We start from the raw sequence: 19,468 nt of genomic DNA on the forward strand, positions 1-19,468 counted from the left end.
GATTACGGCACAGTGGTCATCGTCTTCGTGCTGCTCGCCCTCGCCGTTGTGGCCGTCGTCGTGATGGCCAACCGGTATGTGTGGCGGCGCCTGTTCCGCGACACGACGAGCGGTCCCGGCCCGGTCCGCCGGGCGGGCGCCGCGCTGATCGTGGCCGGCTGGGCGCTGGCGGTCGGCGCGCTGGTCGCCGAGCGCGCCGGCGCGCCTTTCTGGCTCCAGCGCGTGCTGGCCTGGCCGGGGTTCCTGTGGCTGGCCCTGTCGGTCTACCTGCTGCTGGCCGTCCTGGCCGGCGAGGTCGTACGTCCCCTGCTGCGCCGCTTCCTGGAACGCCGGACGCGCGCGACCGCGACCGCACCGCAGCGCGAGACGGCACCGGCGACGGCGACGGTGACGGCGAAGGCGGCAGCTGCGACGGCGCCGGCACCGCACGACGACACGCGGTCACCCGAGCCCCCGGAGTCACCGGAGCCCACGGAGTCTCCGGAGCCCCGGGAGTCACCTGAGCCGGAGTCCCTCCGCCCCCTCGCCGCCCCCTCCCGCCGCCTGTTCGTCTCCCGGGTGGTCGGCGGCACCGCGGCCGCGGCCGCCGTCGGCACGGTCGGCTACGGCACGTACGGCGTTCTGCGCGGCCCGAGGGTGAAGCGGGTCACCGTCCCGCTGGCCAAGCTCCCGCGCGCCGCCCACGGCTACCGGATCGCGGTCGTCAGCGACATCCACCTCGGCCCCGTCCTGGGCCGGGGTTTCGCGCAGAAGGTCGTCGACACGATCAACACGACGCAGCCCGACCTGATCGCCGTCGTCGGCGACCTGGTCGACGGCAGCGTCAAGGACCTGGGTCCGGCCGCCGCGCCGCTCGCGCAGCTGAGGGCGCGGCACGGGGCCTTCTTCGTCACCGGCAACCACGAGTACTTCTCCGGCGCCGAGCAGTGGGTCGAGGAGGTCCGCCGGCTGGGCCTGCACCCCCTGGAGAACGCCCGCACCGAACTGCCCCACTTCGACCTCGCCGGGGTCAACGACCTCCGCGGCGCCGGCGAGGGCCAGGGCCCGGACTTCACCGAGGCCCTCGGTGATCGCGACACGGCACGCGCGTGCGTGCTCCTCGCCCACCAGCCGGTCCAGATCCACGAGGCCGTCGCCCACGCCGTCGACCTCCAGCTCTCCGGCCACACCCACGGCGGCCAGCTCTGGCCCGGCAACCTCATCGCGGCCGCGGCCAACCCGACGGTCGCGGGCCTCGAGCGCTACGGCGACACCCAGCTCTACGTCTCCCGGGGCGCGGGCGCCTGGGGACCGCCCACGCGCGTGGGCGCGCCCTCGGACATCACGGTGATCGAACTGGCGTCGGCGCAGGCCTGACGACCCCCTGTGGGAAGCCTGTGAAACCCACCGGAAACACCCCTCGGTGAGTTCATTCTCATCTCACCGGAATGCCCTTCCCCGCCGGAAACTCCTGTGGTTAGGTGACCGCGCCGCTTAGGGGAGTGGCTTTGCGCTGGGGCGCCTGGGGAGGGCACCGTGCGATCCGTTCGCATGCGAATTCTGGTCACGCTGCTTGTGCTGGCGGCCATCGGAGTGTGCGGCCGGCAGCTGTTGCCGTCGCAGCAGAACAAGGACAGGACCATCAGGGTCGGCACGACGGACATCGTCACGTCGCTCGACCCGGCCGGGGCCTACGACGCCGGATCCTGGGCCTTGTACAGCAACGTCTTCCAGTCGCTGCTCACGTTCGAGCCCGGCGGCACCGAGCCCGTGCCGGACGCGGCCGAGAGCTGCGCCTTCGAGGACGGTGGTCTTCGTACGTACCGGTGCCAGCTGCGCAAGGGCCTGACCTTCTCCGGCGGACGCGCGGTGACCGCCCAGGACGTGAAGTTCTCCTTCGACCGGGTCAAGAAGATCGACGCCGACGTAGGCCCGGCGTCCCTGTTCTCCACCCTCGGGTCGGTGGACGCCGCCGGCTCGACCGTCACCTTCCATCTGTCCTCCTCCGACGCCACGTTCCCGTTCAAGGTGGCCACCGGCGCCGGCGCGATCGTCGACAGCACGCGCTACCCGAAGGACGCCCTGCGCACCGGTTCGGACGTCGACGGCAGCGGACCGTACGTCCTGTCGTCGTATACGAAGGGCAAGACGGCGGTGCTGTCGCCCAACACGCGGTACGACGGCGCCCTGAACACCGGGCGGCCCATCGAGCTGCGCTACTACAAGGACGCCGGCGCGCTCGACAGCGCCTGGAACGCCGAGCAGATGGAGGTCGCCACCCGGCAGCTGCCGCCCAAGGTCCTCGCCGGTCTCTCGGCGAGCGACCCCGGCAGACGCGTCTTCGAGGCCGACAGCTCCGAGACCCGCAACCTGTACCTCAACACCCGCGCGAACTCCTCGCTGCACGACCGGCAGGTCCGGCGCGCCCTGGCCTGGCTGATCAACCGTGAGGAACTGGCCTCGACGGTGTACGCCGGCACCGTCGAGCCGCTGTACTCACTGATCCCGGCCGGCATCACCGGCCACACCACGTCGTTCTTCGACAACTACCCCGAGCAGAACCGCGCGAAGGCGAAGCAGCTGCTCGCCGACGCCGGGGTGAGCACCCCCGTCCGCTTCACCTACGGCTACGGCATCGGCAGCGGCGCCGCCGCCGAGGAAGCCGCCGAACTCAAGCGGCAGTTGGAGGCCAGTGGCCTGTTCAAGGTCACGGTCACGGGCTACGAGTGGACCGACTTCCAGAAGCGGTGGGCGAACGGCAGGCTCGACGCGTACGCGGTCGGCTGGGTCGCCGACTACCCCGACCCGGACACCTTCGCCGCGCCGCTCGTCGGCACCGGCAGCACCATGCACACCGGCTACAGCAGCAAGGACGTCGACCGGCTGATCGGGTCCACCCAGCAGTACGCCGACCGCGGCCGTGTCGCCGCGGACTTCCGCGAACTCCAGGCGGACGTCGCCGCGGACGTGCCGCTCGTCCCGCTGTGGCAGCGCAAGGAGTACGTCGTCAGCAGTGAGGACGTCGGCGGCGGCCAGTACCTGTCGGACGGCAACGGCAGCTTCCGGCTGTGGCGTCTGACCTGGATCTGACGCCCGGTCGCAGGACCCGAGGCCGTGGACCCGCTTGGGCGGGCACGACGGCGGGCAGTCACCCCACGCAGCATCGTGTGACGGAGGTGTGGGCGGGGTGAGGAGCCGACGTGTCGAGACGCAACTCCTTCCGGCTGCCCAGGCATCCGGCGTCCGTCGGACTCGCCCGGCGCCGGGTGCGGGACCATCTGGCCGACTGGGGGCACACGCCCGGTGACCCGGCGCTGGACGACGCCGTCCTGCTCGTGTCCGAGCTCGCCACCAACGTCGTACGTCACGGGCCCCTGCTGGAACGGGAGTTCGAGGTGGCGGTGACCGCCCTCGCCGACGGCTCCTGCCTCATCGAGGTGTCCGACGAGGGCCGGCTCGAACCACGGCTGCGGGTGGTGGGGGAGTGGGCGGAGACGGGCCGCGGCCTGCACCTCGTGGAGCATGTCGCCGCGGCCTGGGGGGTGTGGAGCCGGGGCCGGCACGGGAAGACGGTGTGGGCACTGGTCATGGCCCCCGACCCGCCCTGACACCTGGCCCCGACCCGTCACGGGCCGCGGCCCGCGCCCCGGCCGCCCGATCCGCCCCGGCCGCTACGGCCGTACCGGCGTGCGCGCGGGCAGGGTCACCGTCACCGTGAGTCCCTCGCCCGGTGCCGTGCACACCGCGACGTCGCCGCCGTGCGCCCGCACCAACCCCTGCACGATCGCCATGCCCAGTCCGCTGCCCGCGCCGCCCCCGGCCCGGAAGAAGCGGTCGAAGATGCGCGACGCGTCCTCCGCCGCGAGCCCCGGACCCTCGTCCGCCACACACAGCCGCACGACGCCGTCCGCGCGCTCCACCCCGAGCCGCACCGGCACATCGGCGGGCGTGTGCGTGCGCACGTTGGCCACCAGGTTGCCGAGCACCTGGCGCAGCCCCGACTCGTCGGCGTGGACCAGCAGCGCGCCGTCGGCGCCGACCGTGACCGGCCGTCCGGGCTGCTGCGCCCGCAGGTCCTCGGCCGCGTCCCGCACCAGGCAGCTGACGTCGACGTGCCGCAGCCGCAGTTCGGGCTGCTGGTCGAGACGGGCGAGGGTGAGCAGCTCGTCCACCAGGTGCCCCATGCGGTCGGCCTCCCCCGTCATCCGGTCCCAGGCCCGTTTCCGTTCGGCGGGGTCGCGCAGCATCCCCTTGTCGTACAGCTGGAGGTAGCCGCGGATCGCGGCCAGCGGGGTGCGCAGCTCGTGCGAGGCGTCGGCGACGAACCGGCGCAACTGGGCCGCCGTTCGCTCGCGCGTGCGGTACGCCGACTCCACCTGGTGGAGCATGGCGTTGAGGGCCAGCCGCAGCTGCTCGACCTCCTGCGTCGGATGGTGACGGGAGGGGATCCGCCGGGTCAGGTCCCCCTCGGCTATCGCCGACGAGGTCTCCACCATGTCCTCCAGCGGCAGCATCCGGCGCCGCACGCTGAACAGCGTCAGACAGGCCAGCAGCGCCAGCAGCAGCGTGCCGACGGCGAGGTCGAGCTTGAGTGCCTTGGCTATGCCCTTGTGCAGGGCGTCCGTCGACGTGGCCAGCAGGATGTCCGTGCCGTCGGGGAGCCGTGTCCCGGTCGCGCGGTACGGGGCGCCGCGGACCGTCACGTCGTGCGGCTCCGTGTCGTCGGCGAGTACGCCCGGGTCGGTGACCGCCTTCGCCAGGCCGCGCTGCGCCTCGGTCGGCGCGACGCCGAGGACGGTGACGGCCTCGCCGGTGTCGCCGTCGACGGCGACGAAGAGGGTGTCGGGCGCCGGCCGGTCGTCGCCCTCCCCGGGGACGGCCCAGTCGCGGGCGAAGCCCAGCACGGCGATCGAGTCGATCTGCCGCATGGTGAGGTGCGAACCGGCCAGCGAGTCCCGGGTCTGGGTCAGCTCGGCGTCGATCTGGTCGAGCAGGTAGTGCCGCATGCCCATGAGGCTGACGGCGGTGGCGGCGACGATGCCCAGGGCAAGCAGCGCCACGTTGGCCAGGGTGAGTTTGACGCGCAGCGAGTGGATGCCCCGGGTGGCGTGGAGCCGCGGACGGCGTCCGGGCAGCCTCGGGGGCCTGGGCGGCCTCAGGGACCTGGGCATCTTCGGCGCCCTGGGCATCTTCGGTGGCCTGGGCGGTTTCAGGGGGCCGGGGAGCCTCATGCCAGCCCGTATCCGACACCCCGCCGCGTGGTGATCACCGGCGCTCCCGGTGTGTCCAGCTTGCGGCGCAGATAGCTGATGTAGGTCTCGACGACCGTCGACTCCGGCGGGGTGTGCTCGTACTGCCAGACATGGCGCAGGAGTTGCTCCTTGGGCACGATCCGGCCGCCGTTGCGCACCAGGAAGCGCAGCAGCGCGTACTCGGTGGGGGTGAGCTCGACCGTGCGGCCCGCGCGGTGCACCGAGTACGTCGTCTCGTCCAGCTCCAGGTCGCCGTAGCGCAGGGGCGGCCGCTGCGGGAGGACGTCGGCCGGGCGGGTGCGGCGCAGCACCGCGGTGATCCGGGCGACGACCTCGTCGATGTTGAACGGCTTGGTGATGTAGTCGTCGCCGAAGCCCAGGGCGCCGACGATCTCGGCGGGGGAGTCCCGCGCGGTCAGGAACACCAGCGCCAGTTCCGGCCGCGCGGCGCGCAGTTCACGGCCCAGGGCACGGCCGTCGCCGTCGGGGAGCATGACGTCGAGCAGCGCGACGTCGGGCCGCGTGCGGGCGACGAGGGCGAGCGCCTCGCGGACGGTGCCCGCGACCATGACCTCGAAGCGGTGGTAGCGCAGCGCGATGGCGAGGACGTCCGCGATGCTCGGCTCGTCCTCCACGACCAGCACGGTGCCAGGGGCCGTCGACATGCCCCCAGTATCGGCGCGAGCACTGACAGCCGGGCCGGTTCCCGCTTTGGAGTTCCTTGAGAGTCATACGTGAGCCGTGTCCACGCGCGTGCGGTGCCGCCGATCCTGTTGCGCAGGACCTGGGGGACCGACCGATCGACCGGCAATCGAACAAGGAGCGTTGAACGTGGCGGCATTGGCGCGGTGGTGCTACCGGCACCGGCTGGTGGTCCTCTTGCTGTGGGTGGGTGCCCTGTTCGGCCTGGGCTTCTCGGCCTCGACGGCGGGGACGGACTACGCGAACGTCTTCTCCCTCCCGAACACGGACTCCAAAAGCGCGTACGACCTGATGGCGAAGGCCTTCCCCGCGCGCGCGGGCGACACCGACACGGTGGTGTGGAAGGTCGACGACGGCTCGGTCCGGGACCAGGACGTACGGTCCCGGATCCAGCCCGCGCTGGCAAAGATGGCGAGGATGAAGGGGGTCGGCGAGGTCGCCGGCCCCTACACCGACCGGGGCGCGGCGCAGATCAGCCGTGACGGGCGCATCGCGTACGCCCAGATCACGTTCACCGAGCGGGCCAACTCCGTCCCCAAGGAGCTCGTCCAGGACGTCGTCGACACCGCGCGGGGCGCCGAAACCGACGGACTGCGGGTCGAGCTGGGCGGCCAGGCCATCCAGCGCGTGCAGGAACCGCCGACGGGGCTCGCCGAGATGGTCGGCCTCGGGGCTGCGGCGGTCGTGCTGTTCCTCGCCTTCGGCTCGCTCTTCGCGATGCTCCTGCCGATCGGCGTGGCGATCTTCGGCGTCGGCACGGGCCTGTTCTCCACCCAGCTCCTCAGTCACGTCACCGACATCCCCGACCTGGCGCCGCTGCTCTCGTCGCTGATCGGCCTCGGTGTCGGCATCGACTACGCCCTGTTCATCGTCACCCGGCACCGGCGCGGCATCCTGCGCGGCGCCGACCCCGAGGAGTCGGCGGTCACCGCCCTCGACACCTCCGGCCGGGCGGTGCTGTTCGCGGGCGGCACGGTCTGTATCGCGCTGGCCGGGATGCTGGTGACGAACCTGCGCTTCCTGGACGGCGTGGTCATCGGCACCTCGCTCACCGTCGTGCTGAGCGTGCTCGCCGCCACCACCCTGCTGCCCGCCCTGCTCGGTTTCCTCGGCCCGCGTGTCCTCAGCCGCAGGCAGCGGCGCCGGCTGGCCGCGGACGGCCCCGAGCGGGAGCGCGCGAGCGGTCTCGCGGCCCGCTGGTCGGCGGGCGTACAGCGGCGTCCGCGCCGGATCGCCGCACTCGCCGTCGTCGTCATGGCCGTACTCGCCCTGCCCGTGCTGTCGTTGCGGCTGGGCGCCACCGACCAGGGCAACGACGACACCACGACGACCACCCGGCAGGCGTACGACCTGCTCGCCGAGGGATTCGGGCCCGGCTTCAACGCACCGCTCCAGGTGGTGGCGACCGGCGGCGACACGGCCACGCTGGTCAAGGACATCGAGGCGACCTCCGGGGTGGCCCGGGTCGTCGCGCTGCCGCCCGCCCGGGGCGTCACGGTCATCCAGGTCGTCCCCACCACGTCACCCCAGTCGAAGGCGACCGACGACCTCATCGACACCCTCCGCGACGACGTGATCCCGCGCGCCGGCTCGACGGCTCACGTCGGCGGTGTCACCGCGGTCTCCAAGGACTTCGCGTCCGTCACCGGCGACCGGCTGCCGCTGTTCGTCGTCACCATCATCGGGCTGAGCTTCCTGCTGCTCCTGATCGCCTTCCGTTCCCTGGTGGTGCCGCTGACGGCCGCCGTGATGAACCTGATAGCCGCGGCGGCCTCCTTCGGCGTCCTGGTCGCGATCTTCCAGTGGGGCTGGGGCCTGGAACTGCTGGGCCTCGGCAAGGAGGGCCCGATCAACGCCTTCCTGCCGGTGATCATGCTGTCCCTGCTGTTCGGCCTCTCCATGGACTACCAGGTGTTCCTGGTCAGCCGGATGCACGAGGAGTGGGTGCACACGCGCGACAACGCGCGCGCGGTCCGGGTGGGCCTCGCGGAGACCAGCCGGGTCATCAACAGCGCGGCCCTGATCATGGTCTGCGTCTTCCTGGCGTTCGTCCTCAGCGGCGACGCGGGCGCGGCGGTCGCCGGCGTCGGCCTGGCGGCGGCGGTGGCGCTCGACGCGTTCATCCTGCGTACGGCGCTGGTGCCGGCCATGATGCACCTCCTGGGCGACTCCAACTGGTGGCTGCCTGCCTGGCTCGACCGCCGTCTGCCGCATCTCGCGGTGGAGCCGAAGGAGGAGGCGGTGGCGTCGGCGGTGCCGGAAGCGGGCGTCGTCGGGCGGGACGGTCCCGCCACGGTGGTCCACGGCTTCGTCCGCACCCCCGACGGCGACCCGGTGGAGGGCGCCGCGGTGACCCTGCTGAGCCGTGGCGGCCGGCAACTGGACCGGGTGTCCGCCCTGGCCGACGGCTCGTACATCCTCTCCGTCCCGTCCCCGGGCACCTATCTGCTGGCGACGGCCGCCCCCTCGTACGGTTCCCGTGCCCGGCACGTCGTCGTGGCGGACGGGCCGCTGGTCCACGACGTGGAGCTCACCGAGGGCGAGATGGACACCGTGAACTGACCGGCCGGGCAGGTCCCCACGACGCCGGGCACCTCAGGAGGTAGACCTGCGCGCCGCTGGATCGGGGAGTGCCTTCGTCATCCCCGGCAGGAAGTCCGTGAACAGTTCGTGCACTTCCAGCACCAGTGGCCGCAGCACCCGGAAGCGGGCCAGCGCGACGCCGCGCGCGGTGAGGCGGGCGCCGCGCTCGGCGAGCCGGTAGCTGCGTTCGCGCCCGTCGGTGCGGTCGAAGATCCAGTACAGGACGAGTCCCATCTGGGAGAGCCACATCAGCTCCGGCAGTACGTCCCGCAGTTCCTCGGGCACCTTGCCCTTCGCCCCCGCGAGCACCTCCCGGTGGACGCCGATGGCCTCCACGCGCGCGTGCTCCGACTCCGGGGAGAAGGGGCTGAGCGGGCTGTCGGGGTCGGCGGCGTTCTTGAAGAACTGCACCGCGAACTCGTGGTACGGCGTGGCGACGTCCAGCCAGGTCCGCAGGACGCCCGCGAGCCGCGCCTCCAGGCTCGTCTCCCGGTCCAGGACCTCCCGGACCGCCTCGCGGTGCTCGGCGGCGAGACGGTCGTAGAAGCCTTGGATCAGGTGTTCCTTGCCGGAGAAGTAGTAGTACGCGTTGCCGACGGAGACCCCGGCCTCCTGGGCGATGGCCCGCATGGTCGTCTTGTCGTAGCCGCGCTCCTGGAACAGCCGCATCGCCGTCTCCAGGATCAGCGCGCGGGTCTGCTCGGACTTGGTGGGCGCGTCGCCCTCACCGGGGCTCTCGTTGTTCGCAGGCACGGGAAGAGAGCCTAACGAGTGGCGCAGGTGCCGTCGGCGCAGTCGGGGGCGGAGCCGGCGGCGTGCGTCCACCCTCGGGCGGGGTCGTACGACCATCCGTCCACGCGCGCGTACGCCCGGCCGCCCCACTGCGCCCCGCGCCACCGGGCGGCGGCGAGGACGGCGCCCTTGGCGAGCTTCGCCCCGGTGGGGGTGCTCAGGCGGTGCGCGAGTGGCCGGTGTTCGCGCAGTGCCCACAGGGTGACGATCCAGGCGGCCGCGCCCTGGTAGACCTGCCCGCTGTCGCCCACGACGGTGACGTCGTCGAGCGTGGCCCGGTGGTCGAGGCCGGGGAAACGCCGCCGTGCCTCGTCCGAGGCGGCCGGTACGAGCTCCAGGGGCACCAACTGGGGCTGGCGGGCGAGCCAGTCGCGTACGAAGGCGCACACCGAGCACTCGGCGTCGTACAGCACGGTGAGCCGGCGGACCGGGACGCGCGCGGCGTCCCGGTCAGCCCCGACGGCCGGCACGGTGCTCACGCCCCGGCGGTGGGGGCGACCCAGCCCTGCGGCGCGACCGGCGGCACCTGCTCCCGCTCCAGCACCCCGCGGCGCCGGATCCGGCTGAGCACGTACACGTTGCCCAGGTGCATCACGCCGAGCACCAGCAGCACCACGCCCAGCTTGGTCGACAGGGCCTCGAAGACCTCGCGGGTGTCGGCGATGGTGTCGTCGCCGCTCAGGTACAGCGCGACGAAGCCGAGGTTGACGAGGTAGAAGCCGACCACCAGGAGGTGGTTGACGGCGTCCGCGAGTTTCTCGTTCCCGTGCAGCACGTCCGCCAGGAAGACCCGCCCGTTGCGGCTGAGCGTGCGGGCCACCCAGATGGTCAGACCGATGCTGACCAGCAGGTAGACGACGTACGCGACGACTGTGAGATCCATGTCCCCACCCCTTGTTGAACGCGTTCAAAATGCTGTCAGGGCTGACTGTAGACCTGTTTTTGAACGCGTTCAACCCTGCCGTGCGGCCACGGCCTCTCGCGTGCCACACCCCGCGGCATCGGGCTGATCCGAACGGCAGGCCCTACGGCCTCCGGCCGAGTTCGGGCCGCTTGGTGTAGTCCGTGAATCCGAGGACGTTGCCCCATGGGTCGGCGATCTCGACCGTCCAGCCGGTCGCCACGGAGGCCGGCTCGTCGAGTGCCGTGATCCCGGCGTCCGCCAGCTCCCGCATCGCGGCGCGGGCGTCCGGCACCTCCACCCAGACCCGGGGCGAGGGCCACGGCGGCGGCCGGTGCCCGAGCCCCTCCTCCTGCCGCAGCAGAATCCCGGGCGTCTCGCCCCCGACCTTCATCTGAGCGATCCCGGCCTCGTCGAACCGGAACCCCACGGCGAACCCGGCGCGCTCGTAGAACCCGACGGCCTCACCGATGTCACCGACGGGAAGCAGGACGTTGTCGAAGCCGAGCAGCTCGTACGACTGGTCATCTGACATGCCATCAGATTAGGTAAGAGGCCGCCGCCCGGCGGGCGGACTGACCGCGGGGTCACTCATTGGGCCGAGACGCAGCCCCTCCGGCGGAGGTGAGACCCTGCGGTGGCGTTGAAAGGTCTACCTGTACCGGGTCGCCGGTCCTGAGCCCGCTGTGGTGGACCGGCTTCAGTACTCTTCAGCTGATTGCGGGAGGGGAAGCCGGTGGGCCGTTTGCGCACAGCCTTCGGGCTGTTGGTGGTGATCGTCGGCACGGTCTGGCTGCTGGGCGACGCGTCGGCTGTGCGGTCGGCGGGGCGATGGGCGCTCTCGGCGCTGCCGTACGCGCTCGCCGTGGTGGGCCTGCTGTTGATCCTTCGGGCGGCCGTGCCCAAAGGGCTGCTGGCCGGCCCCGTTGTGCTGGTCGCCGGCGGCGGCCTGTGGGCGGCCTACGACGCAGGTGCCTTCGAGGGTGAGACCGCGGACCGTATCTGGCCGTCCGTCGTGATTGCCCTGGGGGTGGCGCTCTCCCTCGGCGTGCGGACGGATCCCGCCGGTCGCGCGGAGGACCATCCGCTGCGCCGGTACCGCAGCGTGCTCGTGCCCGTGGACCGGCGAGTTCTCACGTCGACCGTGCCGTTGCAGACATTGACGGTGAGTTCGTACCTCGGGAACGCCGTCATAGACCTCTCCAGCGCACGGTTCGCCGGAGTCACCTCGCCCGACGACCGACTGCGGGTTGTCAGGGTCGACGTCACGGTGTTCTTCGGCCGCGTCGAACTCGTTGTCGGGCCATCCTGCGCGGTGGTCAAGGGGAACGTGGAGGGCACCCGCGCCGTGCGCTTTGCGGAGCAGGTCGTCGTGTACGCCGACGTGGACGAGTACCTGCATTTCGACAGTGGCGGCCTGCGCCGGCCCCACCGGATAGTGCTGAACGTACTAGGTCTGGGAGGCGCCGTTGCCGTTCGCTCGCTGTAGAGGGTCTTCACTTTCGGGCTGGTGCGTCATCGAGAGGTGCCCCAGTTCCTCGACGTAAGCGTGCTTGTCCTGGGCGAGGAACTCCGAGATCTGCTGGTTCATCGCGGTCAGCTCTTCGGCGGATTCCGGTGGGTCGTAGTGGAACGCCTTGGCCAGGTCGAAGTGGTGCACGTCGAAGACTGCCGACAACAGGGTGCCGTGGAAGGCGGCGGCCGCTGTCGCGCCGCGGTAGGCGAGGGCGGTCAGGACCGCGGGAGCCAGTGGCAGCAGTGACCATATGTCCCAGCGCAGGACCAGGGGCAGCAACGCCAGCGTGGTGACTCCGAGGGACACGGCGAGCGATGCCGTCGCGGCGATGAGGCTGAGCTGCTGGGTGACGGCGTTCTCCAGGCGTGGGGCGATGAAGGGGTAGATCCGCGGATAGACCCTCATCATGTCGAGACCGTAGCGGTCACCCGAGAGTCGCTCGGCGCGCAGCAGCATGTTCCCCAGCGATGTCGGCATGAGTTCCCCGTGAGGATCCCGCTGCTGCGCCGCGCTGTCCTGCCGGATCTCGGTGGCGTATCCGGCCCGGACGCTGCGGGCGCGCTTGGCGTTCCGGCGCAGGCGCGCTCTACGCCGATCCCGCTCGGCGAGTTCATGCAGGGAAACCGACGCGCCCGGGGCCCTGCTGCCCGGTGACGAGGACGCGGTTCGGTCCGCCTCCTCCACGGCTTCGGAGTGCTGGCACATGAGCAACGCCCGATCCCTGCGGCGTCGGTGACGCTCGATCGCCGCGTCGCGCAGGGGGGCCAGCGGTGACGGCCTCTCCCAGTAGCCCTCCAGCAACTGGACGATCGCGGCCTCGAAGGGGCGCAGCAACACGCCGACGACGAAGGCGAAGAAGACAAAGAGAACCACGGCTGCGGTGTCCTGCCGACCGGGCGCTACCGCGGTGAAGTCAGGCCGCGCCTCGAGGTCGAAGAGCCCCGCTCGGGCGACGGCGGCGACGATCGTCGCCAGCAGCACACCGGGCAGTACGCTGGTCAGGCTGAAACGGGCCCCGCCGATAACTTTGCCGCTGGCCTCGGCAAGCGCCTTGAGCATTCCTCAACCTCCAGAACCCTTGGCGTAGCGCTTGAAGACGTGCCCCGATCTCACCAGGGGGCGGGACGCGCCGCGTGCCGGAGGCTCGTCGCATCTGATGCACACCCAGATCTCGTGACTGTGCCGGAGCGCCACGAATGTGTCGTTCACCAGCCGGTTGCGCAATACCGGATAAGTGCCACAGAAACAGCGCACATTGCCGGCCCGGGCGGAATCGTTCGACTGGATGTTCGCCGTGCAGCCTTCCTGCGGGCAGACGTAGACCCATCTCTTCCTCGAAGGGTCTGAGGAGGACAGATCACCGAAAGAGCCGACAGGAGGGGAGGGCGTGACCAGGAGCACCCGCGCCAAGGTCCACAGCCGCAGCCCCCAGGCCACCCCGCCGAACCGCGTCCCCGCCATCCTCGCCCCCAATTCGGTGGATCGAGTATGCCGTCAACTCCGCTGCTCGCACAGCATGTTCACGTCGAGTACCGAGCCGTCCTCCTGGCGCCGGCCCTCCGGAGAACGGGAAGAAGGCCCCGCCCCCGGCGCGCAGCCGGGAGACGGGGCCTTCGCCCACGTACGACAGAAAGATCAGATCCGCCGAGTGATCAGCGCCCTCTTCACTTCCTGGATCGCCTTCGTGACCTCGATGCCGCGCGGGCAGGCGTCCGTGCAGTTGAAGGTCGTGCGGCAGCGCCACACGCCGTCGCGGTCGTTGAGGATCTCCAGGCGCTGCTCGGCCGCCTCGTCACGGCTGTCGAAGATGAAGCGGTGGGCGTTGACGATGGCCGCCGGGCCGAAGTACTGGCCGTCGTTCCAGAAGACCGGGCACGAGGACGTGCATGCCGCGCACAGGATGCACTTCGTGGTGTCGTCGAAGCGCTCGCGGTCCTCCGCCGTCTGGAAACGCTCGCGGGTCGGCTCGTTCGTGTCCTTCGTGATGAGGAAGGGCATGACGTCGCGGTACGCCTGGAAGAACGGCTCCATGTCGACGACCAGGTCCTTGAGGACCGTCAGGCCCTTGATGGGCTCGACCGTGATCGGCTTGTCGGGGTTGATGTCCTTGATCAGCGTCTTGCAGGCAAGGCGGTTCTTGCCGTTGATCCGCATGGCGTCCGAGCCGCAGATGCCGTGCGCGCACGAGCGGCGGAAGGTGAGGGTGCCGTCGACGTCCCACTTGATCTTGTGGAGGCCGTCGAGGACGCGCTCCTTCGGGTCGATCTCCAGCTGGAAGTCTTCCCAGGTCGCCTCGGCCGAGATCTCCGGGTTGAAGCGGCGGACCCGGAAGGTGACCGTGATGTAGGGAGAGGCGGCGGACTCCGCCTCGACCTTGTCCAGAACGGGGGTTGCCATCAGTACTTACGCTCCATCGGCTGGTAGCGGGTCTGCACGACCGGCTTGTAGTCGAGACGGATGGACTCGGTGCCGTCGTCGCCGACCTCGCGGTACGCCATGGTGTGGCGCATGAAGTTGATGTCGTCGCGGTTCGGGTAGTCCTCGCGGTAGTGACCGCCGCGGGACTCCTTGCGGGCGAGCGCGGAGACCGCCATGACCTCGGCCAGGTCGAGCAGGTTGCCCAGCTCGACGGCCTCCAGCAGGTCCGTGTTGAACCGCTTGCCCTTGTCCTGGATCGAGACGTTCAGGTAGCGCTCGCGCAGCTCGGCGATCTTCTCGACCGCCGTCTTGATGGTCTGCTCGGTGCGGAACACCATGACGTTCGCGTCCATGGTCTCCTGGAGCTCGCGGCGCAGGACCGCCACCCGCTCGGTGCCCGTGGACGTGCGCAGCCGCTCGATCTGCGCGACGACGAGCGACTCCGGGTTCGCCGGCAGCTCGACGTAGTCGGCCTTCTGCGAGTACTCGGCGGCGGCGATGCCCGCCCGGCGGCCGAACACGTTGATGTCCAGCAGGGAGTTCGTGCCCAGGCGGTTCGCGCCGTGGACGGACACGCAGGCGACCTCGCCGGCCGCGTACAGGCCCGGGACGACCGTGGTGTTGTCCGACAGGACCTCACCCTGGACGTTCGTCGGGATGCCGCCCATGGCGTAGTGCGCGGTGGGCTGGATCGGGATCGGGTCCGTGTACGGCTCGATGCCCAGGTAGGTGCGCGCGAACTCCGTGATGTCCGGGAGCTTCGCGTCCAGCTGCTCCGGCGGGAGGTGCGTGAGGTCCAGGTAGACGTGGTCGCCCTCGGGACCGCAGCCGCGGCCCTCGCGGATCTCCGTGTAGATGGAGCGGGAGACGACGTCACGGGACGCGAGGTCCTTCATGACCGGCGCGTACTTCTCCATGAAGCGCTCGCCGTCCTTGTTGCGGAGGATGCCGCCCTCACCGCGGGCGCCCTCCGTCAGCAGGATGCCCATGCGCCAGATGCCGGTCGGGTGGAACTGGAAGAACTCCATGTCCTCCAGCGGCAGCCCGCGACGGTAGACCGCGGCCTGGCCGTCACCGGTCAGCGTGTGCGCGTTGGAGGTCACCTTGAAGAACTTGCCGGTGCCGCCGGACGCGTAGATCACGGCCTTCGCCTGGAAGACGTGGATCTCGCCGGTCGCCAGCTCGTACGCCACGACGCCGGCCGAGCGCTTGACGCCGTCGACCTCGGTGATCAGCTGGTCGAGGACGTAGAACTCGTTGAAGAACTCCACGCCCTCCTTCACGCAGTTCTGGTACAGCGTCTGGAGGATCATGTGACCGGTGCGGTCGGCCGCGTAGCAGGACCGGCGGACCGGGGCCTCGCCGTGGTTGCGGGAGTGACCGCCGAAGCGACGCTGGTCGATCCGGCCCTCGGGCGTCCGGTTGAACGGCAGGCCCATCTTCTCCAGGTCGAGGACCGAGTCGATGGCCTCCTTCGCCAGGATCTCCGCGGCGTCCTGGTCGACCAGGTAGTCACCGCCCTTGACCGTGTCGAAGGTGTGCCACTCCCAGTTGTCCTCCTCCACGTTGGCCAGCGCGGCGGCCATGCCGCCCTGCGCGGCGCCCGTGTGGGAGCGGGTGGGGTAGAGCTTGGTCAGCACGGCGGTGCGGCTGCGCTTCGTCGACTCGATGGCGGCGCGCATACCGGCGCCGCCGGCGCCGACGATGACGGTGTCGTACTTGTGGATCTTCATGAGTGGATTACCTCAGCCCCGTGCCTAGCGGATGTTCGGGTCGAAGGTGAAGATCACCAGCGTGCCCAGCAGGATGGTGAACACCGTGGCGGTGTAGAGCAGGCCCTTGAGCCACAGCCGGGTGTTCGCGCGCTCCGCGTAGTCGTTGATGACCGTGCGCAGGCCGTTGGCGCCGTGCAGCATCGCGAGCCACAGCATCAGCAGGTCCCAGACCTGCCAGAACGGGGAGGCCCAGCGGCCGGCCACGAAGGCGAAGCCGATCTTGGAGACGCCGCCGTCCAGCACGAGCTGGATGAGGAGGTGGCCCAGGACCAGGACGACCAGCACGATGCCGGACAGGCGCATGAACAGCCAGCCGTACATCTCGAAGTTGCCCCGCGTGGACTTCGGGGTCTTCTTGGTGCGGGCGCGCGGGGCCTCGATGAAGGGCGCCGGGTTGTCGACGTTGAAGACGGAACCGCCCTCGACGGGACCGATTCCGGACGCGGTGGTTTCAGTGGTGGACATCGGCGTCAGCTCCCGAACAGTTCACGAGCGGCGTGGCCGAGGACGGGGTAGATCGCCCCGATCATCAGCACGACCCAGATGCCGACGACGGACCAGAGCATCTGCTTCTGGTAGCGCGGCCCCTTCGACCAGAAGTCGACAGCGATGACGCGCAGTCCGTTGAGCGCGTGGAAGAGGATGGCGGCTACGAGGCCATACTCCAGCAGCCCGACGATCGGGGTCTTGTACGTGGCTACGACCTTGTCGTAGTCCTCAGGCGAGACACGCACGAGAGCGGTGTCCAGCACGTGAACGAACAGGAAGAAGAAGATGAGGACGCCGGTGACTCGATGAGCCACCCAGGACCACATTCCTTCCCGGCCGCGGTACAGCGTTCCAGCCGGCACGGAAGAACCCTCCGGGAGCGGGGATTGGGGCCTGCCGGCTTCGGTGTCGGACGGGCCCGGCCGGGTACGGTCCACCGGCCCCCAGCATCGTAGCGACGTGTGCCTGTGACGCTTACGCGGGGCCTGCCGGTGTGATCGAACTGGCAGCCCAAAGGGCACGGACGGGCTATTCCGGACGCCTACGGGGGCGGTGTGCGCCGGGTTTTGCCGGGTGTGGCGCCGTCGTGGCCGGTCATACGGTTGCCCGCGCCCCCCAGCGTGTCGGCCAGCCGTTCCCTCGCCAGGCGGCGCAGTTCCTCCGCCGCCACGACCCGTTCCTCCTCGGGATCGTTCGTCAATCGTGACCGGATCCCGCCCAGGATGTGGTCCAGGGCCTCCTCCGGGGTGACTCCGCCCCGACAGATGACGAACACGTGTCCGAAGCGTGCCTCGTATGCCGCGTGTGCCGCGCTCAGGGCGGTATGGGCCACCGGGTACATTCCGTCCGGCAATGTCGGCAGTGCCTCGCCCGCCAGCGCCTCCGCCAGGTCCTCCGGAGTCAGGTCGTACGTCGCCTCGTCGGAGGCCGCCAGGAGTGAGTCCAGGTCGGGGTACGGGCGATGGTCGGCCAGCCGCCTGGCCCAGCGCAGGCTGCGGAGGCAGCCCAGAAGCAGGTGGCAGGCGTCGTCGGCGGACGCGGTGTTGAACCCCTCCAGCACCTTCGGGGACGGTGGGGTACGGGTCTGCTCCGGGAGGGCGGATATGGCCCTACGGCCAGGGAGGTGGGGGAGACGGTGCGCAGGCAGCGTGGGTCCTCGCGTCACGTGTGTGTCGGCAGGGGATGCTGTGAGAGGTGTGACGACACCGTATCGAGCGGGGTCAGGTCGTGTCCGACGGATGCCCGAATTTCACCCGCACGGGAGAGTTTCGGAACGTGTGGTGGACACCACCCGGTCACCGTTGGCCGTAGGTTGGCGCCGTGAGCCAGCACAGGCGCCGGGCGCCACAGAAGAAGGTGGGGCGGCGTGCCCTGCTGATCGGGGTCGCGGTCGCCGCCTTCGGCACCGGGATCGGGCTCTGGGCCTCCGGTGACGACGGGAGCCCCGCGGGCTCGTCGGCCCGGCAGGACTCCGCCTCCGCGTCCGCCTCGGGCGGGACCGCCGCCGGGCGCGTGACCGGCACGAGCCCCTCGCCCACGCGTTCCTACGCCCTCTCCCGGACCCCGCGCACCATCCCCGCCGTGCGTTCCCACACCCCGGCCCGCGGTCCGGGGTGGAAGCCGGCGCCCGGGAACCGGGTGGTCGTGAGCGACGGCGAGCTGTCCGACGAGGGCCGGCTGATCGCCGGTGAGCTGGGGCTGACCTACGCGGGCGAGAAGGGCGACGTGCGCGCCGGGGACGTACGGCTGGCGCTGAACGACGACGAGGGCGCGGACCCGGAGTCGTACGCCATGACCGTGCGCGGCGGCCGGGTGACCATCAGCGGGCCCGCCGACGCGGGCGTCTTCTACGGCACCCGCACCCTCAAGCAGGAGGTGCACGGCGGCGGTACGGCCCCGGAGGGCGTCGTGCACGACGAGCCGGCCAAGCCGCGCCGCGGCTTCATGCTGGACATCGCGCGCAAGCACTTCACCGCCTCCTGGATCGAGGACCGGGTGCGCGAGCTGGGCGACCTGAAGTACAACGAGCTCGGGCTGCACATCTCGGACGACCAGGGCTTCCGGGTCGAGTCCACGAGTCACCCGGAGATCGTGTCCGAGCAGCATCTGACCAAGGCCCAGGTCGCGAGGATCGTCCAGCTGGCCGAGAGCCGGCACATCACGATCGTGCCCGAGATCGACTCGCCCGGTCACCTGGGCGCCGTCATCGCCGCCCACCCCGGCCTCCAGCTGCGCAACGTGCGGGGCGTGGCCACGCGCGGGGCGATCGACATCTCCGAGCCCGAGTCCGCGAAGATCGTCGACGACCTGCTCGACGAGTACGCCGGTCTGTTCCCCGGCAGTCAGTGGAACCTCGGCGGCGACGAGTACCAGGCGCTGACGGTGTCGGACCCGGCCGCCTCCTATCCGCAGTTGGCCGCCGCGGCCCGGGCGGCGTACGGCTCCTCCGGGACCGTCGCCGACCTCACCACCGGCTGGCTCAACGGCCGCGCCGCGACCGTCCGCGGCCACGACCGCACGATGCGGGCCTGGAACGACGGCTTCTTCCGGGACGCGTCCGCGCGGCCCGCAGAGGACCTCCAGGTCGCCTACTGGACCGGCAAGGAGATCGGCGCCCGGCAGCCGGCGGAGTACCTGAGCACGGGGCGCGAGGTGCTCAACTACAACGACGAGTTCCTGTACTACGTGCTCGGGCAGCCGAACGCGTTCGTCTACCCGACGGGACGGCGGATCTACGAGCTGTGGACCCCGCGCGTGCTGCGCGGGACGGCGGCCGTGCCGGCGACGTACGACGACCAGATCCTCGGCGGCAGCTTCGCGGTCTGGTGCGACCTCGCGAACTCCCAGACCCAGGACCAGGTCGCGGCCGGCGTGCGGATGCCGCTGCGGGCCACGGTCCAGAAGCTGTGGGACCCCGAGACGCCCCCGCTGTCGTGGACCGAGTTCACGGCGCTGGCGACGCACCTGGGGTGAGCCGGTGGCAGTGCGCCGCCATCCTTCACTCCCTTGGCCGAAATTAACTTCTTCCGTCTGCTCGGCCGACTCGGCGTCGTTCCGTGTG

General features: G+C 70.7%; 18 protein-coding genes. 6 read left to right on the plus strand and 12 right to left on the minus strand.

Translation table 11 applies throughout. The features are described 5' to 3' along the window. Window positions 1-12: 12 nt before the first annotated feature. The 3 genes from ACFV0T_RS10485 to ACFV0T_RS10495 all read left to right on the plus strand — a co-directional run bounded on the left by ACFV0T_RS10485 (window position 13) and on the right by ACFV0T_RS10495 (window position 3,587). Complete coding sequence (locus ACFV0T_RS10485; protein ID WP_385776595.1) at window positions 13-1,356, plus strand: metallophosphoesterase; 1,344 nt, start codon at window positions 13-15, stop codon at window positions 1,354-1,356. Between the two features lie 174 nt (window positions 1,357-1,530). Further along, a complete protein-coding gene (locus ACFV0T_RS10490) occupies window positions 1,531-3,069 on the plus strand; it encodes an ABC transporter substrate-binding protein (RefSeq protein WP_385776597.1) in 1,539 nt (512 codons plus the stop codon). Between the two features lie 110 nt (window positions 3,070-3,179). After that, window positions 3,180-3,587, plus strand: coding sequence for an ATP-binding protein (locus ACFV0T_RS10495; protein WP_385776599.1), 408 nt, complete (start codon window positions 3,180-3,182; stop codon window positions 3,585-3,587). A 63-nt stretch (window positions 3,588-3,650) separates the two neighbouring features. Here ACFV0T_RS10495 and ACFV0T_RS10500 read toward each other — a convergent pair whose 3' ends face one another. Both ACFV0T_RS10500 and ACFV0T_RS10505 read right to left on the minus strand, forming a co-directional pair. Further along, window positions 3,651-5,150 carry an ATP-binding protein gene (locus tag ACFV0T_RS10500; RefSeq protein WP_385776601.1) on the minus strand — a complete coding sequence of 500 codons (1,500 nt, stop codon included), beginning with the start codon at window positions 5,148-5,150 and terminating at the stop codon, window positions 3,651-3,653. Window positions 5,151-5,206: 56 nt separating this feature from the next. Then, window positions 5,207-5,896, minus strand: coding sequence for a response regulator transcription factor (locus ACFV0T_RS10505; protein ID WP_385776603.1), 690 nt, complete (start codon window positions 5,894-5,896; stop codon window positions 5,207-5,209). A 175-nt stretch (window positions 5,897-6,071) separates the two neighbouring features. Here ACFV0T_RS10505 and ACFV0T_RS10510 point away from each other — a divergent pair, with 175 nt between their 5' ends. Next, on the plus strand, window positions 6,072-8,495 hold the full coding sequence (locus tag ACFV0T_RS10510; RefSeq protein WP_385776681.1) for an MMPL family transporter: 2,424 nt from the start codon (window positions 6,072-6,074) through the stop codon (window positions 8,493-8,495). Window positions 8,496-8,528: 33 nt separating this feature from the next. Here the strand turns inward: ACFV0T_RS10510 and ACFV0T_RS10515 are convergent, their stop codons facing one another. The 4 genes from ACFV0T_RS10515 to ACFV0T_RS10530 form a co-directional block, all read right to left on the minus strand. Continuing rightward, the gene (locus tag ACFV0T_RS10515) at window positions 8,529-9,269 is read right to left on the minus strand and encodes a TetR/AcrR family transcriptional regulator (RefSeq protein WP_385776605.1); all 741 of its coding nucleotides are present in this window, start codon (window positions 9,267-9,269) and stop codon (window positions 8,529-8,531) included. 11 nt (window positions 9,270-9,280) lie between these two features. After that, on the minus strand, window positions 9,281-9,787 hold the full coding sequence (locus ACFV0T_RS10520; protein ID WP_385776607.1) for a thiol-disulfide oxidoreductase DCC family protein: 507 nt from the start codon (window positions 9,785-9,787) through the stop codon (window positions 9,281-9,283). Further along, window positions 9,784-10,191: a hypothetical protein gene (locus ACFV0T_RS10525; protein WP_385776609.1), complete on the minus strand. Its 408-nt coding sequence runs from the start codon at window positions 10,189-10,191 to the stop codon at window positions 9,784-9,786. The genes ACFV0T_RS10520 and ACFV0T_RS10525 overlap by 4 nt, the downstream gene beginning before the upstream one ends. A 142-nt stretch (window positions 10,192-10,333) precedes the next feature. Continuing rightward, entirely contained in the window at window positions 10,334-10,744 is a 411-nt protein-coding gene (locus ACFV0T_RS10530; protein WP_385776610.1) for a VOC family protein, read from the minus strand. A 231-nt stretch (window positions 10,745-10,975) separates the two neighbouring features. On the opposite strand from ACFV0T_RS10530, the gene ACFV0T_RS10535 reads away from it, so the two are divergent. Next, window positions 10,976-11,698 carry a hypothetical protein gene (locus ACFV0T_RS10535; protein WP_385776612.1) on the plus strand — a complete coding sequence of 241 codons (723 nt, stop codon included), beginning with the start codon at window positions 10,976-10,978 and terminating at the stop codon, window positions 11,696-11,698. Here ACFV0T_RS10535 and ACFV0T_RS10540 read toward each other — a convergent pair. The 6 genes from ACFV0T_RS10540 to ACFV0T_RS10565 form a co-directional block, all read right to left on the minus strand. Continuing rightward, window positions 11,660-12,784, minus strand: a complete 1,125-nt coding sequence (locus ACFV0T_RS10540; RefSeq protein ID WP_385776614.1) for a hypothetical protein — start codon at window positions 12,782-12,784, stop codon at window positions 11,660-11,662. The two genes, ACFV0T_RS10535 and ACFV0T_RS10540, sit on opposite strands and share 39 nt — an antisense overlap. A gap of 576 nt (window positions 12,785-13,360) precedes the next feature. Further along, window positions 13,361-14,122 (minus strand): succinate dehydrogenase iron-sulfur subunit, encoded by a 762-nt coding sequence (locus ACFV0T_RS10545; protein WP_385776615.1) that lies wholly within the window; start codon window positions 14,120-14,122, stop codon window positions 13,361-13,363. Then, window positions 14,122-15,876 (minus strand): succinate dehydrogenase flavoprotein subunit, encoded by a 1,755-nt coding sequence (sdhA, locus tag ACFV0T_RS10550; protein WP_385776617.1) that lies wholly within the window; start codon window positions 15,874-15,876, stop codon window positions 14,122-14,124. The genes ACFV0T_RS10545 and sdhA overlap by 1 nt, the downstream gene beginning before the upstream one ends. A 24-nt stretch (window positions 15,877-15,900) precedes the next feature. Further along, window positions 15,901-16,383 (minus strand): succinate dehydrogenase hydrophobic membrane anchor subunit, encoded by a 483-nt coding sequence (locus tag ACFV0T_RS10555; protein ID WP_385776619.1) that lies wholly within the window; start codon window positions 16,381-16,383, stop codon window positions 15,901-15,903. A gap of 5 nt (window positions 16,384-16,388) precedes the next feature. Further along, window positions 16,389-16,769, minus strand: a complete 381-nt coding sequence (gene sdhC / locus ACFV0T_RS10560; protein WP_133043130.1) for a succinate dehydrogenase, cytochrome b556 subunit — start codon at window positions 16,767-16,769, stop codon at window positions 16,389-16,391. A gap of 179 nt (window positions 16,770-16,948) precedes the next feature. Further along, the gene (locus tag ACFV0T_RS10565; protein ID WP_385776621.1) at window positions 16,949-17,572 is read right to left on the minus strand and encodes a 2-oxo-4-hydroxy-4-carboxy-5-ureidoimidazoline decarboxylase; all 624 of its coding nucleotides are present in this window, start codon (window positions 17,570-17,572) and stop codon (window positions 16,949-16,951) included. A 155-nt stretch (window positions 17,573-17,727) separates the two neighbouring features. On the opposite strand from ACFV0T_RS10565, the gene ACFV0T_RS10570 reads away from it, so the two are divergent. Continuing rightward, window positions 17,728-19,380: a glycoside hydrolase family 20 protein gene (locus ACFV0T_RS10570; protein ID WP_385776623.1), complete on the plus strand. Its 1,653-nt coding sequence runs from the start codon at window positions 17,728-17,730 to the stop codon at window positions 19,378-19,380. The last annotated feature ends 88 nt before the right edge of the window (window positions 19,381-19,468 follow it).

This window comes from Streptomyces sp. NPDC059582, from assembly GCF_042735715.1.
Classification (GTDB): domain Bacteria; phylum Actinomycetota; class Actinomycetes; order Streptomycetales; family Streptomycetaceae; genus Streptomyces.